13 protein-coding genes are annotated in these 14,822 nt (G+C 66.8%); 5 read left to right on the forward strand and 8 right to left on the reverse strand.

Going from position 1 to position 14,822, the window contains the following annotated elements:
* Window positions 1–15 precede the first annotated feature (15 nt).
* The 5 genes from QFZ42_RS02330 (at window position 16) to flgL (ending at window position 8,828) form a co-directional block, all read left to right on the forward strand.
* Window positions 16–1,731: a methyl-accepting chemotaxis protein gene (locus tag QFZ42_RS02330; protein WP_307704150.1), complete on the forward strand. Its 1,716-nt coding sequence runs from the start codon at window positions 16–18 to the stop codon at window positions 1,729–1,731.
* A 41-nt stretch (window positions 1,732–1,772) separates the two neighbouring features.
* Window positions 1,773–3,503 carry a methyl-accepting chemotaxis protein gene (locus QFZ42_RS02335; RefSeq protein ID WP_307699403.1) on the forward strand — a complete coding sequence of 577 codons (1,731 nt, stop codon included), beginning with the start codon at window positions 1,773–1,775 and terminating at the stop codon, window positions 3,501–3,503.
* 24 nt (window positions 3,504–3,527) lie between these two features.
* Window positions 3,528–5,498, forward strand: coding sequence for a methyl-accepting chemotaxis protein (locus QFZ42_RS02340; protein ID WP_307699404.1), 1,971 nt, complete (start codon window positions 3,528–3,530; stop codon window positions 5,496–5,498).
* A 119-nt stretch (window positions 5,499–5,617) separates the two neighbouring features.
* Window positions 5,618–7,576, forward strand: a complete 1,959-nt coding sequence (gene flgK, locus QFZ42_RS02345; RefSeq protein ID WP_307699405.1) for a flagellar hook-associated protein FlgK — start codon at window positions 5,618–5,620, stop codon at window positions 7,574–7,576.
* A 40-nt stretch (window positions 7,577–7,616) separates the two neighbouring features.
* The gene (gene flgL, locus QFZ42_RS02350; RefSeq protein WP_307699406.1) at window positions 7,617–8,828 is read left to right on the forward strand and encodes a flagellar hook-associated protein FlgL; all 1,212 of its coding nucleotides are present in this window, start codon (window positions 7,617–7,619) and stop codon (window positions 8,826–8,828) included.
* Window positions 8,829–8,882: 54 nt separating this feature from the next.
* Here flgL and fliR read toward each other — a convergent pair whose 3' ends face one another.
* The 8 genes from fliR to QFZ42_RS02390 form a co-directional block, all read right to left on the reverse strand.
* Complete coding sequence (fliR, locus tag QFZ42_RS02355) at window positions 8,883–9,677, reverse strand: flagellar biosynthetic protein FliR (RefSeq protein WP_307699407.1); 795 nt, start codon at window positions 9,675–9,677, stop codon at window positions 8,883–8,885.
* A gap of 131 nt (window positions 9,678–9,808) precedes the next feature.
* A complete protein-coding gene (fliQ, locus tag QFZ42_RS02360) occupies window positions 9,809–10,078 on the reverse strand; it encodes a flagellar biosynthesis protein FliQ (RefSeq protein ID WP_307699408.1) in 270 nt (89 codons plus the stop codon).
* Window positions 10,079–10,087: 9 nt separating this feature from the next.
* Window positions 10,088–10,849 carry a flagellar type III secretion system pore protein FliP gene (gene fliP / locus QFZ42_RS02365; protein ID WP_373423299.1) on the reverse strand — a complete coding sequence of 254 codons (762 nt, stop codon included), beginning with the start codon at window positions 10,847–10,849 and terminating at the stop codon, window positions 10,088–10,090.
* The gene (gene fliO / locus QFZ42_RS02370; RefSeq protein WP_307699409.1) at window positions 10,846–11,361 is read right to left on the reverse strand and encodes a flagellar biosynthetic protein FliO; all 516 of its coding nucleotides are present in this window, start codon (window positions 11,359–11,361) and stop codon (window positions 10,846–10,848) included. Before fliO ends, fliP begins: the two co-directional genes overlap by 4 nt.
* Entirely contained in the window at window positions 11,358–11,819 is a 462-nt protein-coding gene (gene fliN, locus QFZ42_RS02375; RefSeq protein WP_307699410.1) for a flagellar motor switch protein FliN, read from the reverse strand. Before fliN ends, fliO begins: the two co-directional genes overlap by 4 nt.
* Entirely contained in the window at window positions 11,812–12,813 is a 1,002-nt protein-coding gene (gene fliM, locus QFZ42_RS02380; RefSeq protein ID WP_307699411.1) for a flagellar motor switch protein FliM, read from the reverse strand. Before fliM ends, fliN begins: the two co-directional genes overlap by 8 nt.
* Window positions 12,814–12,834: 21 nt before the next feature.
* The gene (gene fliL, locus QFZ42_RS02385; RefSeq protein ID WP_307699412.1) at window positions 12,835–13,335 is read right to left on the reverse strand and encodes a flagellar basal body-associated protein FliL; all 501 of its coding nucleotides are present in this window, start codon (window positions 13,333–13,335) and stop codon (window positions 12,835–12,837) included.
* Between the two features lie 105 nt (window positions 13,336–13,440).
* Entirely contained in the window at window positions 13,441–14,811 is a 1,371-nt protein-coding gene (locus QFZ42_RS02390; RefSeq protein WP_307699413.1) for a flagellar hook-length control protein FliK, read from the reverse strand.
* Window positions 14,812–14,822 lie beyond the last annotated feature (11 nt).

Raw genomic sequence — 14,822 nt, forward strand, 5'->3', positions numbered from 1 at the left:
TCTGGAGTCATGAGCATGTTTCTGAGCAATACTTCCATCGGCAAGCGGCTGGCCGTCGTGATCGGCGTCATCCTCGCCCTGTCTCTCACGAGCAGCGTGCTTGCCGTGCTGAAGCTCCGGCAGATCGGCGATGAAATCAACGCGATGGTCGAGAAGAACATCAAGACCGAGCGCGCCGGTGCCGACTGGCTGCGCAACACCAACTCGGGCGTGCAGCGCGCCGCGGCCATTGCCAAGAGCAGCGACGCAAGCCTGATTGCCTACTTTGCACCGGCCACTGCCCTCTCCATCAAGGAAACCAATGAGCTGCAGAAGCTCATCGAGGAGCACATGGACACGCCGGAAAAGCGCCAGCTGTACGAGAAGGTCGGCGAGCTTCGCAAAGCCTACCTTGCGGCTCGCGAAGAAGTCAGCAAGGCCAAGCTGGCGGGCGACCTCGAAGGCGCCAACCGGATCTTCAACGAACGGTTCGAGCCCACGTCGCGCAGCTATCTTGCGGGTGTGCAGCAAATGGTGGACGCCGAGCGCGTGCAGCTCGATGCCGCGGCGGAGCGCAGCAAGGAGATGCGCGCCAACACAAGCCTGATGCTGGTCATCTTCAGCGCGTTGTCGCTGGGCTTGGGCCTGGTGCTTGCCTGGTTGCTGGTTCGCAGCATCACGCATCCGCTGCGCCGCGCGGTCGAAGTGGCCGAAGCCGTTGCCGCCGGCGACCTGACCAGCCGCATCGAAGTGACGACGAAGGATGAAACCGGCCAGCTCATGCACGCGCTCAAGGGCATGAACGGAAGCCTTGCCCAGGTGGTCGGTGAAGTGCGCACGGGCACCGATGCCATCGCCACCGCCTCGGGCCAGATTGCCGCGGGCAACCAGGACCTGTCGTCGCGCACCGAAGAGCAGGCCAGTTCGCTCGAAGAGACCGCCGCCTCGATGGAAGAGCTCACTTCCACCGTCAAGCAGAACGCCGACAACGCGCGCCAAGCCAACCAATTGGCTGTCTCGGCCTCCGAGGTCGCGATGCGCGGCGGCGGCGTGGTCAGCCAGGTGGTCGACACCATGGGCTCGATCAACACCTCGTCGAAAAAGATCGTCGACATCATCGGCGTGATCGACGGCATCGCCTTCCAGACCAACATCCTGGCGCTCAATGCCGCCGTGGAAGCCGCGCGTGCCGGTGAACAAGGCCGCGGCTTCGCAGTCGTGGCCTCCGAAGTGCGAAACCTCGCCCAGCGCTCGGGTGCGGCAGCGAAAGAAATCAAGGGCCTGATCGACGACTCCGTGGGCAAGGTCGAAGCCGGCAGCCGCCAGGTGGCCGAAGCGGGCCGCACGATGGACGAGATCGTGGACAGCGTCAAGCGCGTGACCGACATCATGGGCGAGATCACCGCGGCCAGCCAGGAGCAGAGCACGGGCATCGAGCAGGTGAACCAGGCGATTGCGCAGATGGACCAGGTCACTCAGCAGAACGCGGCCTTGGTGGAAGAAGCGGCGGCCGCGGCGCAGTCGATGCAGGAGCAGGCCGCGAGCCTGGTCCAGGCCGTGAGCGTGTTCAAGCTCGACGGCCGCGCCGCAACGCGCCCGCTCGCGCAGGTGCAGGCCAAGCTGCAGCCGGCGCTGCCGCCGCGCAGGGCCGTGCCCGCGCTGAAGGGACCGGCCCGACCCGCAGCGCAAGCCAAGGCCCCTCCGAGGCTCGCCGCGGCCCATGCCTCGTCGGGCGAATGGACCGAGTTCTAACGAGTTCCAACGAATTTCAACGTCTCCCAGGAGGAAAAAAAATGAAATGGTTCCAAGGGCTTCGTGTCGCCGTCAGGCTGGTTCTCAGTTTTCTCGTGATTGCCGCGGTGGGCGCGGCGGTCAGCGGGCTGGGCATCTTCCACATGGGGCGCGTCAACGCCTCGACCGAGCGTCTCTACAACAACGACCTGCGGGCCATCAAGGCGGTGCAGGCGGCCAACATCCACCTGCTTGATGCCAGCCGCGCCCAGATGGGCCTGCTGTCGGCGGGCACCAAGGGCGAGCGCAGCGTCGGCTTCAAGGAGCTGAAGGAAGCCGTGGCGGCACTCGAGTCCAATGTGGCCGAGGTGAAGCCGCTGTTCGAGCAAACACCCGAGGGGCGCGAGCTCCACGAGCAGTACCTGAAGCTGATGCCGCCGCTGAAGAAGCACCTGGGCGATTTTGCGGACCTGATTGCCAAGCAGTCGCTCGACAGCTCGCAGTTCGAAGGCAGCGTGCCCGAGGAAAGCGCGTTGCTGCTGAAGGAATCTCGCGCACTTGAAAAGGTGCTGCAGAGCATGGTCGCGCACAGCGACCAGCAGGCTCGCACCAGCATGGAAGACGCCGCCGGCACCTTCAAGCACTCGCGGCTCCTGATGCTGCTGCTGGCATTGGCCGGGGTGGTCATCAGCCTGGGGCTCGGCGTGGTGGTGGCAAGGCTCCTGGCGCGGCAACTGGGCGGCGAGCCCGGCTACGCCGCCGATGTGGTCGGCCGCATCGCGAGCGGCGACCTGACCGAAAGCGTGCGGGCCCCCACGGCCCGCAGCGGCAGCCTGCTGTTCTCGATCAAGCGGATGCAAGACCAGTTGACCGACGTGGTCGTGCGGATCAAGACGTCGAGCGATGCCATCGCCACGGCCTCGGGCCAGATTGCCGCGGGCAACCAGGACCTGTCTTCGCGGACCGAAGAGCAGGCCAGCTCGCTCGAAGAGACCGCGGCCTCGATGGAAGAGCTCACCAGCACCGTCAAGCAGAACGCCGACAACGCCCGCCAAGCGAACCAGCTGGCCCTGTCAGCCTCCGAGGTTGCAATCAAAGGCGGCAACGTCGTCGGTCAGGTGGTCGACACCATGGCCTCGATCAATGCGTCGTCCAAGAAGATCGTCGACATCATCGGCGTGATCGACGGCATCGCCTTCCAGACCAACATTCTGGCGCTCAACGCCGCGGTCGAAGCCGCTCGGGCGGGTGAACAGGGCCGCGGCTTCGCGGTGGTGGCCTCCGAAGTGCGCAGCCTGGCGCAGCGCTCGGGCGCGGCGGCGAAAGAAATCAAGGGCCTGATCGATGATTCCGTGGGCAAGGTCGACGTGGGCAGCGCGCTCGTGGGCGAAGCCGGCAAGACCATGGCCGAGATCGTGGGCAGCGTCAAACGCGTGACCGACATCATCGGTGAGATCACCGCGGCGAGCCAGGAGCAGAGCACCGGCATCGAGCAGGTGAACCAGGCGATCGCGCAGATGGACCAGGTGACGCAGCAGAACGCGGCGCTGGTGGAAGAAGCGGCCGCCGCGGCGCAGTCGATGCAGGAGCAGGCCGCGAACCTCGTGGAAGCTGTGAGCGTGTTCAGGCTCGAGGCCGGCGCACACGGGAGCCATGCCACCCGCATCGAACCTTCGCACAGGGCCGCGGCGCCCGCCCGCCCTTTCGCTGGCTCGCGCAAGAAGGGAACCATTGCCTCCACGCCTCCCTTGGCCCTGGCCGGCGGCGCCGCGGGCGACTGGACCGAGTTTTAACCACACCTCAGCAGAAAGCCCCTGATGAACGCAGCAGCCATGGGTTCGTCCCAGCCACAGCGCCCCTTCGTTTCGTTGGCGCGCACGCTGACCGTCAGGGCCACGCTCGCCATTCTTCTGGTCACACTGCTTCTCCTCGGCGCGTTCTATGCACTTGGCTCGGCGCAGCAGCAGCGCAACGCCGCGCAGTACGCCAATGCAAAGGCGGAGGCCATCGCCCGCTCACTGGACATCTTCGACCGCACCATGCAGATGACGGCCGAGAACGCTTACGGCGTTTTCCGGCGCCAGTTTGCGGCCACCTTCGTGGTCGAAGACGCCGCACAAGGCGTCGTGAGCAGCTTCGGCGTGCCGATCAATGGCGGGAGCACGGCCGAGGTGGATGCGTTCGCGCGCGACTTTCCCGGTGCCAACGCCACGGTGTTCGTGGCGCAGGGCGAAGACTTTCGCCGCGTGACCACCTCGGTCAAGAAGGAAAACGGCGAGCGCGCCATCGGCACGCTGCTCGACCGCAAGAGCGCCGCCTATCCATTGCTGCGCTCGGGCAAGAGATTCGTCGGCCGTGTCACTCTGTTCGGGCGGCCCTACATCACGGTCTACGACCCGGTGCGCGATGCCGCGGGCCAGGTGGTCGCCGTGCTCTACATCGGCCTCGACATCTCGCGCCAGCAGGCCTCGTTCGGCGAAGCCGTGGGCCAGACGCGGATCTTCGACACCGGCGGGCTCTACATCATCGACCCGGGCGCGGACCCCGCCGCGGCGACGCTCGTGTTTCACCCTTCCGCAACCGGGAAGAAGCTGTCTGAAGTGCTGCTCCCGAATGCGAATCCTGCGGAGTGGCTCGGCCGGCTGAAAGGCGAGGGCGCATCGTGGATCGACAACGCGCCCGCGGTGCTTCTGCCGGCGCAGCAAGCAGGGCACTATGCGTCCGTGAGCAAGAGCGAAGCGACCGGCTGGCTGGTGGTTGCGGAAATCTCCGTCTCGGAGGTGATGGCCGAGCTCTATCGCGAGATGACCCTGCTCGGCAGCTTCATCGCGCTGGCCGCCTTGGTGCTGGGAGCGACGCTGATCATCTTCATCCGGCGCACCGTGCGGCCGCTCAGCGTGCTGAGCGAACATGTGCAGACCATCGGCCGCGGCGATCTTTCCCAGCCGCTGAGGTCGGAGCGCCGCGACGAAATGGGCGTCATCACACGAGCGGTGGAATCGATGCGCGACGGCCTTGCCGCGGTGGTCGGCGGCGTACGCCAGGGCACCGATGCCATTGCCACGGCCTCGGGCCAGATTGCCGCGGGCAACCAGGACCTGTCGTCACGCACCGAAGAGCAGGCGAGTTCTCTCGAAGAGACCGCTGCCTCGATGGAAGAGCTCACCTCCACGGTCAAGCAGAACGCCGACAACGCACGGCAAGCCAACCAGCTCGCGCTCTCGGCCTCCGAGGTTGCCGTCAAGGGCGGCAACGTGGTGGGCCAGGTGGTCGACACCATGGCCTCGATCAATGCCTCGTCGAAAAAGATCGTCGACATCATCGGCGTGATCGACGGCATCGCCTTCCAGACCAATATCCTGGCATTGAACGCAGCCGTCGAAGCGGCCCGTGCCGGCGAGCAGGGCCGGGGCTTTGCCGTCGTCGCATCCGAAGTCAGAAGCCTGGCGCAGCGCTCGGCCGCGGCGGCGAAAGAAATCAAGGGCCTGATCGACGACTCCGTCGGCAAGGTCGACGTGGGCAGCGCACTCGTGGGTGAAGCCGGCAAGACGATGGAAGAGATCGTGAGCGGCGTCAAGCGTGTCGCGGACATCATCGGCGAGATCACCGCGGCGAGCCAGGAGCAGAGCACGGGCATCGAGCAGGTCAACCAGGCCATTGCGCAGATGGACCAGGTGACGCAGCAGAACGCGGCACTGGTCGAAGAAGCAGCCGCGGCAGCCCAGTCGATGCAGGAGCAGGCCGCCAGCCTCGTCAGCGCCGTGAGCGTGTTCAGGCTCGAAGCCTGAAGCTCGACATGAAATCCACCGGGACTTCATTTTTCGCCGGCCCTGCCGATAAACAGGAAGCAGGCGCCCTGAGCGGCGCCCTCCGTCAAACACAAGAAACGTTTTACAGGTAAAGCCTCATGTCGATGTTCTATACGGGCCTGTCCGGCCTGAGCGTGGCGCGAACCGCGCTCATGACCACCGCCCACAACACGGCCAACGTGTACACAACCGGCTACAACCGCCAGACCGCTCTGGTCTCTTCGCTCGGCGGCACGGTGACCGGCGCCGGCTTTGTCGGAAACGGCGCGCGCGTGACCACGGTGCAGCGCAGCTACGACAGCTACCTGACGGCCCAGCTCAACGGCGCCGAGGCTGCGGGCGCGGCGCTCGCGAGCTACGGTTCGCAGATCAACCGCATCGACTCGCTGCTGGCCGACAAGACGGCAGGCATCACGCCGCTGATGCAGAGCTTCTTCGCCAGCGTGCAGGACGTGGCCAACACGCCGGCCGACCCGGCCGCGCGCCAGCAGCTCATCAGCGCGGCGCAGTCGCTGGCCAACAAGTTCCGCTCCACCGACCAGTACCTCACGGACCTGAACAGCGCGGTCAACGAGCAGATCGAAGGCAGCGCCGCGAAGATCAACACCTACGCCACGCAGATCGCAAGCCTGAACCAGCAGATCGGCCAGCTCAGCGCCATGGCCGGCGGACAGCCGCCCAACGACCTGATGGACCAGCGCGACCAGTTGGTGAGCGAGCTCGGCAAGATCGTCGAGGTCAAGGTGATGGAGCAGGACAGCGGCCAGTACAACGTCTTCATCGGCAACGGCCAGACGCTGGTGCTCGGCGACCGCGCCGCCAAGATGCAGGCCGTGCAGTCCGCCGCCGATCCCACGCGCCAGGCGATCGCGCTGGTCGGTGTGGCCGGCACGGTCTCCGAGCTCAACAACAACGTGCTCACCGGCGGCTCGCTGGGCGGGCTGCTGGCCTTCCGCGCCGAAACGCTCACCAGCACGCAGAACGCCGTCGGCCGCCTCGCAATGGCCTTGGCCAGCGAGTTCAACGACCAGCACAAGCTCGGCGTGGACCTGAACGGCGCGCTGGGCACGGACTTCTTCTCGCAAGCGGTGCCCGGCGTGTTCTCCCATGCAAAGAACGGCGGCGACATGGTGCTCGGCGCCAGCGTGACCGACACCTCGCAGCTTTCGACCAGCGACTATTCGGTGCTGGTGAAAGACGTGGCCGGCACGATGACCTACACCGTCACGCGGCTGTCGGACAAGCAGGTCATGGGCGACTTCACCGCATTCCCGGCCAGCTTCGACGGCGTGAGCCTCTCCGTGGCCAGCGGCACCGCGCAGGCGGGCGACTCCTTCCTGGTGCAGCCCACGCGCACCGGTGCGCGCGACATGGACGTGCTGGTGCGCGAAACGGCCAAGGTGGCCGCCGCGTCGCCGATCGTCACCGGCAAGACGGTCGGCAACAAGGGCACGGGCGCCCTGAGCCCCGCCGTCGTCGACCCAAGCTACCTGGCCACGCCGCTCGCCGCAACGGTCACGCTCGCGTACGACGCGGGCGGCAACACGCTGTCGGGCTTTCCGGCGACCTCGCCCGTCACCGTGACGCTGGCCGACGGCAGCTCCACCAGCTACCCCGCAGGCACCGCCGTGCCGTATACCGCGGGTGCCTCCATCCGCTTCGACGGCATCGAGGTCAAGCTCACCGGCGCACCCGCGCAGGGCGACACCTTCACCATCGGCAAGAACGTGGCCGGCGTGTCGGACGGCAGCAACGCGCTGAAGCTCGGCGCGCTGCAGCGCAAGAACGCCATGGACGGCGGCACCTCCACCTTCAACGGCGCCTTCGCCAAGCTGGTGAGCGAGGTGGGCAACCGCTCCATGGAAATTCGCGTGGCAACGCAGACGCAAGACAGCGTGACGGGCCAGATCCGCGCAAGCCGCGATTCGATCTCGGGCGTGAACCAGGACGAAGAAACCGCCAACCTGCTGATGTACCAGCAGATGTACCAGGCCAATGCCAAGGTGATCCAGACCGCATCGACCATGTTCGACGCGATTCTCGGCATCCGCGGCTGATCCGGCCTCACTTCATACAGAACAGATTTCAGGAGCCGAGATGCGCATCAGCACCCAATCCTTCTACGCCCAGAGCATGAGCGCCCTGGGTTCGCAGCAGCAGCAGCTGTTCCGCATTCAGCAGCAGCTTGCCGCGGGTACCAAGTTCCTCACCCCGGCCGACGATCCGGTGGCGGCCGCGCGCGCGCTGGGCGTCAGCCAGTCGATGGCCGAGTCGGCCCAGTACACCAGCAGCCGCAGCCGCGCCATGCTTTCGCTCTCGCAAGAGGAAACCGCGCTGAAGTCGGCCACCTCGATCATGCAGAACATGAAGACGCTGGCCGTGCAGGCGGGCAACGGCACGCTGTCCGATGCCGACCGCGCCTCGCTCGCCACCACGCTGCAGAGCAACCTGGACCAGCTCGTGAACGTGGCGAATGCCGACGACGGCAACGGCCAGTTCCTGTTCGCCGGTTTCAAGAGCGCCAGCCCGCCCTTCGTGGCCGAGGCCGGCGGCGGCATCCAGTACATGGGCGACCAGGGCCAGCGCCTCATGCAGATCGACGTCTCGCGCCAGATGTCGACCACGGACGACGGACGCAGCGTGTTCCAGTCGGTGCAGGGCGGCGCGGGCTACGTGAGCTCGGCCGGCGCCGCCAACACCGGCTCCGGCGTCTTCGGCGCCGTGGGCCTCACCGATGCGACCGCCGCCAATTACGGCAAGGACTTCACGATCAGCTTCGCGGGCGGCAACTACACCGTGACCACGCAGGACACGCCGCCCGTGGTCGCCGCAACGGGCCCCTACGTGCCCGACGCGCCGATTTCCTTCGGCGGCCTGCAGATCAAGATGAGCGGCACGCCCGCCGACGGCGACACCTTCCAGGTGGCCACGGCCCGCAACGCGGGCACCGACGTGTTCGCCGCCATCGGCGAGCTCGTCACGGCATTGAAGAAGCCGCTGACCGGCGGCGGCGATCCGGCACAGGCCGAACTGCTCAATGCGCTGAGCACCTTCAACGTCAAGATCACCAATGCGCACGACAACGTGCTCACGGTCGTGTCGTCGGTCGGTTCGCGAATGAACGAACTCGACGCGCTCAACACCGGCGGCGCTTCGCGCTACCTGATCGACAAGAGCTACCTCTCGGAACTGGAAGACCTGGACCCGGCCAGCGCCATCTCGGAATACCTGCAGAGAGAAACCTCGCTCAAGGCCACCCAGCAGACCTTCGCGCGGCTGCACAGCATTGCGCTGTTCAACTACCTGTGACCCGCGCTGAGACGGTGCGCGCCGCCTCGCCGGCTTCTGCCGGCAGGCGGAGGCTCAGGGCCGAAGCGCCTCGGTCAGCTGGAGCAGCGAAGAGAGACTGGCGGCAAAGCGCGGCTCGAGGAACGCGCCGAACTGCGGCATGAGCAGGTGCATCATGCCGATGCCCGCCAGCAGCGTGAGCGGAAAACCCACCGCGAAGATGCTGAACTGCGGCGAGGCCCGGTTCAGGATGCCCATCGCAAGGTTCAGCGTGAGCAGCGCGGTGACCAGCGGCAGCGCCAGCATCAACCCGTTGACGAAGATCTGGCCGCCTCCGGCTACCAGGAGCATCCAGCCTTGGGCCGCCAGCGGCGCATCGGCAATCGGCAGCGTGCTGAAGCTTTCGGCCAGCGCGGCCACCATCAGCAGATGGCCGTCCACCGCCAGAAAGAGCAGGATGGCCAGCATGTGCATCAGCCGCGCGATGACCATCGTGGCGCCGCCGGCCATCGGGTCGAAGAACGACGCGAAAGAAAGGCCCATCTGCAGGCCGATGTATTCGCCCGCGGCCAGCACGGCGGCAAACACCATGCGCATCGTGAAGCCGATGGCACCGCCGATGAGCACCTGCTGCACGATGATCCAGATGCCGCCGGCGGAGACCACCGGCACCTGGGGCATCGGTCCGAGCGTCGGCGCAATGGCAATCGCCAGCAAGGCTGCAATGGCCACCTTGAGCTGGCGCGAGACACCGGGCTCGCCGAACACCGGCGCCGTGCTGACCAGCGCCAGCATGCGGACGAACGGCCACAGGAAAGCCGTGAGCCAGGCGGTCAGCTCCGCCGATGTGACGGAGAAGATGGCAGGCATGTCAGGTCTTCGGCGGAGCCAGGAAACACAACGAGCCCATTCCAGTGCACCCGCGGAACCGGCTGTGCCGGTCCGCCGGATGCGCCCCCCAGTGCGGGGAGGCGCCGAAGGCGCTTCGGGGGGCGTTCATCCTAGGCGACGAGCTGTGGGATGCTCGAGAACAGCGTTCGGATGTAGTCGAGCATCTGCGCCAGCATCCACGGGCCGGCAATCACCAGCACTGCGAACACCGCCAGCAGCTTGGGAATGAAGGACAGCGTGGCTTCGTTGATTTGCGTGGCGGCCTGGAAGATGCTGATGACCAGGCCGACGACCAGCGCCACCAGCAGCATCGGCGCGCCGAGCAGCAGCGAGACGTGGATGGCCTGGCTGCCCAGGGACATGACGGATTCGGGGGTCATTGCGCGCCTCTAAAGATAAAAGCTCTGGGCCAATGCGCCGATCAGCAATTGCCAGCCGTCGGCCATGACGAACAGCATGAGCTTGAAGGGCAGCGCGATGGAGGCGGGCGGCACCATCATCATGCCCATCGACATCAGCACGCTGGCCACCACCAGGTCGATGATGAGAAACGGAATGAAGATGGTGAAGCCGATCTGGAACGCCGTTTTCAGCTCGCTGATCACGAACGAGGGCAGAAGAATGCGAAGCGGCACTTCCTCCGGTCCCTGCATGTCGGGAATCTTCGCGAGCCTCGCGAACAGGGCGAGGTCGTTCTCGCGGGTCTGCTTGAGCATGAAGGACTTGAACGGGGCAATGCCTTTCTCCAGCGCCTTCTCCGCCGTGATCTTGTTCTCCGAGAACGGCTTGTAGGCCTCGTCGTGGACCTTGTCGAACACCGGCGACATCACGAAGAAGGTCAGGAACAGCGACAGGCCCACCAGGATCTGGTTGGGCGGCGATGACTGCGTGCCGATGGCCGTGCGCAGCAGGCCCAGCACGATGAGGATGCGGGTGAAGCTCGTCATGCTCAGCAGCAGCGCCGGCAGGAACGTGAGCGAGGTCAGCATCACCAGCGTCTGGACGCTGAGCGACCAGGTCTGGCTGCCGCCGGGACCGGGCGTGCTGGTGAGGCCGGGCAGGCCCTGCGTCCATGCCGTCATCGGCAGCGCGAGGGCGAGCAGCATCAGCACGACGCCGCGAAGGCGTCGATGAAAGGCAATGCGAATCATGGGTTCGGCCGCTGCCTGAGTCCGAGGGAGTCGCGCAGCTTCTGGGCAAACAGGCCGGCCGCGCCGGAAAAACGTGCATCCGGCATCGAGGGCGGAGAAGGCGCACCGCCCGGTGCCGACATGGCCGTGCCGGCTTGCGCCGGCATCGAATGCAGCGTGTTGACCTGGCTCGGCGTCACGCCCAGCACCAGCCACGTGGCGCCGACTTCCACCACCACCACGCGCTCGCGCTGGCCGACCATGGTGCTGGAGACCACTTTCACGGTCTGCCCGCCGCCGAGGCGCTGCAGGCCGAAGCGGCGCGCCGCCCAGGCGCACAGAAAAATGAGGCCCAGCACCGCGAACATGCCGAAGCCGGCCTGCAGCAGGCTGGATGCCCCGACCGCCGGCGCCGCTTCGGCGGGCGAGGGCACGGTCGGCAGTGCGGCATGCGCGACGTGTACGGCCAGGCCGCATGCCGCGGCCGCGATCGATGCGGCTGCCTGTCGCAACCGCCTGGCAAGGAGACTCATGACCTGCCGAGCTTCTGCATGCGCTCGGAGGGCGTCACGATGTCGGTCAGGCGGATGCCGTACTTCTCGTTCACCACGACCACTTCGCCTTGCGCGATCAGGTAGCCGTTGATCAGCACGTCCAGCGGCTGGCCGGCCAGGCCGTCGAGCTCGACCACCGAGCCTTGCGACAGCTGGAGCAGGCTCTTGATGGTGATGCGGGTGCGGCCGAGCTCGGCCGTCAGCTGCACCGGCACGTCGAGAATGCGTTCCACGTCGACCGGCGAACCGGCCGCCGACGGGGCGGGATGCAGCGGCTGGAAGACGCGGCTGCCCGCGGGAGCGGCGGCCGGTGCGGGAGCAAAGGCGGGAGCCGGCGCAGGTGCCGGGGCGGGAGCGGGTGCGGAAGCCGCGGTCTGCTCGGCCAGCGCGCTGGCCCAGTCGTCCGCATCGCTGGTGGATGGGGTGTTGTCAGTCATGGTCGTTCTTCAGATCGCTGTCTTGGTGGGAGATCATCTGCAGCACGCGCAGGGCATAGCGTTCGTTCGATACCCCGTAGCCGCACTCCATCACCGGAATGCCGTCGACGCGTGCGGTGATCGACGAGGGAAGTTCGATGGGCAGCACGTCGCCCGCCTGCAGCTTGAGGACCTCGCCGATGGTCGAGGGCAAGGTGATGAATTCGGCGCTCAGTTCCACGTCGGCGCTTTGCATCTGCTGCGACATCTGGCGCACCCAGCGCTTGTCGACCTCGATCTCGTCCTGCACCGGGTTGGAGAGCAGGTCGCGGATCGGCTCGATCATCGAATAGGGAATGCACACGTGCAGAAAGCCGCCCACGGGGCCGAACTCGATCTGCAGCGTGGTGTTGATCACCACTTCGTTCGGCGCGACGATGTTGGCCAGCTTGCCGTGCATTTCGGCCCGCACGTAGTCGAAGCTCAGCGGGAACACCGGCTGCCAGGCGTCTGCATAGCACTGCAGCGTGAGATTCAGCAGGCGCTTGATGATGCGCTGCTCGGTGCGCGTGAAGTCGCGCCCTTCGACGCGCACGTGGTAGCGCCCGTCGCTGCCGAACAGGTTGTCGACCACCAGGAACACCAGCTTCGGATCGAACACGAACAGCGCCGTGCCGCGCAGCGGCTTCATGTGCAGCATGTTGATGTTGGCCGGCACCGGCAGGTGCCGCACGAACTCGCCGTACTGCTGGATGTGCACCGGCCCGACCGAAATGTCGGGGCTGCGGCGCATGAAGTTCAACAGCGAACTGCGCAGATGGCGCGCAAAGCGTTCGTTGATGACCTCCAGCGTGTGCATGCGGCTGCGCACGACGCGGTCGGGCGCGCCCAGGTCGTAGACCGGCAGGCCGTCGGGCCTGGGGACAGCGCTTTCGTTCTGCTCGACCCCGCCGCCGGTGACGCCCTGCAGTAGCGCGTCGACCTCGTCTTGGGAGAGCACCTGTTCATAGGCCATGGATCGCCGGTCCGGAAAAAGTTACTGCACCACGAAGGTGTTGAAGGAAACGCTGCCGATTTCCTGCGCGGGGAGGCCTGCACCCAGCGGGCGGCTCAGCTCGAGGCGAATTTCCTCGGCCAGCCGGGCCTTGTCGTCGGTGGTCACCAGCGACTCGGGCGGCCGGTTCGACAGCAGCAGCAACACGCGGCTGCGCACTTCGGGCATGTATTCGACGACGTGCGCCTTGGCCTGCTCGTCGCGCACCTTCAGGGCCATGCCCACATGCAGGAAACGCGAGCGGCCTTCGGATTGCACGTTCACGGTCAGGGGCTCGAGCGTCACGAAGATCGGCTTCTCGGGCACGGGTGCCGGCGCAGCCGATGCCTCCGGTGCCGCGGATGAGCGATGGCTCATGAAGTAGTAACCGCCGCCGCCGGCAAGAACGCTGGCCAGCACAGCGAGCGGGATCACGATCTTCAGCTTCGAGGAGCGAGGCGCGGTGGCGGGCGGAGCGAGTGCGACAGAAGGACTGGTAGCCATATTTGAACTGCGAAACGATGTCTGGTTGGGACTATTCTTTGCCAGGTGCCTGGCAAGCGAAGGGCTGATCAAGCGCGGGAAAAGGCCTCAGATCCCGCGTTCATCTCATGCGAAGGTGTCTACGCCGGCGCTGGACGTGCGCGGCGTGGCGCGCGGGAGGCTGCCGTGCAGCGGGTCGGCCAGGGCAGTGGCGTCCGCGCGTTCGGGCGCCGGGTACTCCGGCTGCCGGGCCGAACCCTGCTGTGGGGCTTGCTCGCCGAAGGCGCCGCCCTGGCTGGCAAAGCGATGCGCTTCCGCACCGACCGAGGTCTGGCCCAGGCTGATACCTTGCTCCGCAAGGCTGGCACGCAATTGCGGCAGCGCAGCCTCCACGGCCTTGCGCACGCTTTCGTGGGCCGAGACGAACATGGCCTGCGCCTGGTTGTCGCCCATCGAGAGCGTGACCTTCAGCGGGCCGAGACCGGCCGGGTTCAGGTTCAGCTCGGCAACTTGCGCGCTCGCCGCGTTCATGCGCAGCATCTGATGGCCGAGTGCCGGGCCCCATTCATCGGAGCCCACGGGCGGCGCCACGTTCAGTACGGGCACCTGGCCGGCGTTGGCCGGCAGGTTGGTGCGGTCGGCCGCAGCCGTCGCGAACGTCATCGCCTGCGGCAGGGTGAACGGATCGGCTGCATTGGATGCTGCGGCGCCGAGGTCTGGCTTGTCGGCTGAGAGCATCGCGGCCGCCGGCGCCGTTGGGGCTTTGTCGGCGGTCGCGGACGAGGCCGCGCCCTTTGCCTGTTCGCCGGCCATGGAGGTCACGGTTGCGGCGGATGCATCGCTGGACGGAACCATGGCGGCCACCGGTGCGGCGGCCCCCCCTGTGGCGCTACCTGCAGCTGCCGGCAAGGGCAGCTCGGCCGCCGGCTGCGCAATGGCGACGTCGGCGCCGCTCTTCTTTTTGTTGGGTTGTGCGGTTTCCGACGCCACCGCTTGAACATCGCGCGCCAGTGCGGCCATGGCGGGGGTTTCGGCTTCGATCTCCTTGGACTCGGGCGTCTCGCCAGGTCGCGCATCCGCTGCGGCATCGGCGGGCAGGGCCGCCACGGCCGCATCGTTCGGCAACAGGCTCTGGGCGCCTTGCTGCAGGGTGGCCGCCACGGTGGCGCCGGCCGGGAGTGCCGACGCCGGCGCGGGCGATGAGGCCAACGCGGTCATCGTCGGCGTAAAAAATGCCAGCGGCAGCAGTTCCGCGGGCAGCTCGTCCTTGCGGTCGGCGGCGCGAGAGGGTTTTTGCCGCGCCCTGGCTTCGAGCGCGGGCGAGGCGGAATCTTCCTGGCCCTGTGGCTTGCCGGCGCCGCGCGAGCGGCTCAGCACCGCATTGAAGCTGCGGCCGTCGGCTTCCTCGGCGTTGCGGCCGCGCGGGCCGGGATCCGTCGAAGAGGCCGAGGCGTTGGCTGCACTCGGCGCGAAGGAAGGAGCGATGAAGGTGGGCATGGCGGTTCTTC

Origin of the sequence: Variovorax paradoxus (assembly GCF_030815855.1) — a bacterium.
In the GTDB taxonomy this organism is placed as follows: Bacteria; Pseudomonadota; Gammaproteobacteria; order Burkholderiales; family Burkholderiaceae_C; genus Variovorax; species Variovorax paradoxus_M.

Coding starts and splice junctions, on each gene's coding strand:
- QFZ42_RS02330 (WP_307704150.1), top strand. CDS start 16: ATGTTTCTGAGCAATACTTCCATCGGCAAGCGGCTGGCCGTCGTGATC.
- QFZ42_RS02335 (WP_307699403.1), top strand. CDS start 1,773: ATGAAATGGTTCCAAGGGCTTCGTGTCGCCGTCAGGCTGGTTCTCAGT.
- QFZ42_RS02340 (WP_307699404.1), top strand. CDS start 3,528: ATGAACGCAGCAGCCATGGGTTCGTCCCAGCCACAGCGCCCCTTCGTT.
- flgK (WP_307699405.1), top strand. CDS start 5,618: ATGTCGATGTTCTATACGGGCCTGTCCGGCCTGAGCGTGGCGCGAACC.
- flgL (WP_307699406.1), top strand. CDS start 7,617: ATGCGCATCAGCACCCAATCCTTCTACGCCCAGAGCATGAGCGCCCTG.
- fliR (WP_307699407.1), bottom strand. CDS start 9,677: ATGCCTGCCATCTTCTCCGTCACATCGGCGGAGCTGACCGCCTGGCTC.
- fliQ (WP_307699408.1), bottom strand. CDS start 10,078: ATGACCCCCGAATCCGTCATGTCCCTGGGCAGCCAGGCCATCCACGTC.
- fliP (WP_373423299.1), bottom strand. CDS start 10,849: ATGATTCGCATTGCCTTTCATCGACGCCTTCGCGGCGTCGTGCTGATG.
- fliO (WP_307699409.1), bottom strand. CDS start 11,361: ATGAGTCTCCTTGCCAGGCGGTTGCGACAGGCAGCCGCATCGATCGCG.
- fliN (WP_307699410.1), bottom strand. CDS start 11,819: ATGACTGACAACACCCCATCCACCAGCGATGCGGACGACTGGGCCAGC.
- fliM (WP_307699411.1), bottom strand. CDS start 12,813: ATGGCCTATGAACAGGTGCTCTCCCAAGACGAGGTCGACGCGCTACTG.
- fliL (WP_307699412.1), bottom strand. CDS start 13,335: ATGGCTACCAGTCCTTCTGTCGCACTCGCTCCGCCCGCCACCGCGCCT.
- QFZ42_RS02390 (WP_307699413.1), bottom strand. CDS start 14,811: ATGCCCACCTTCATCGCTCCTTCCTTCGCGCCGAGTGCAGCCAACGCC.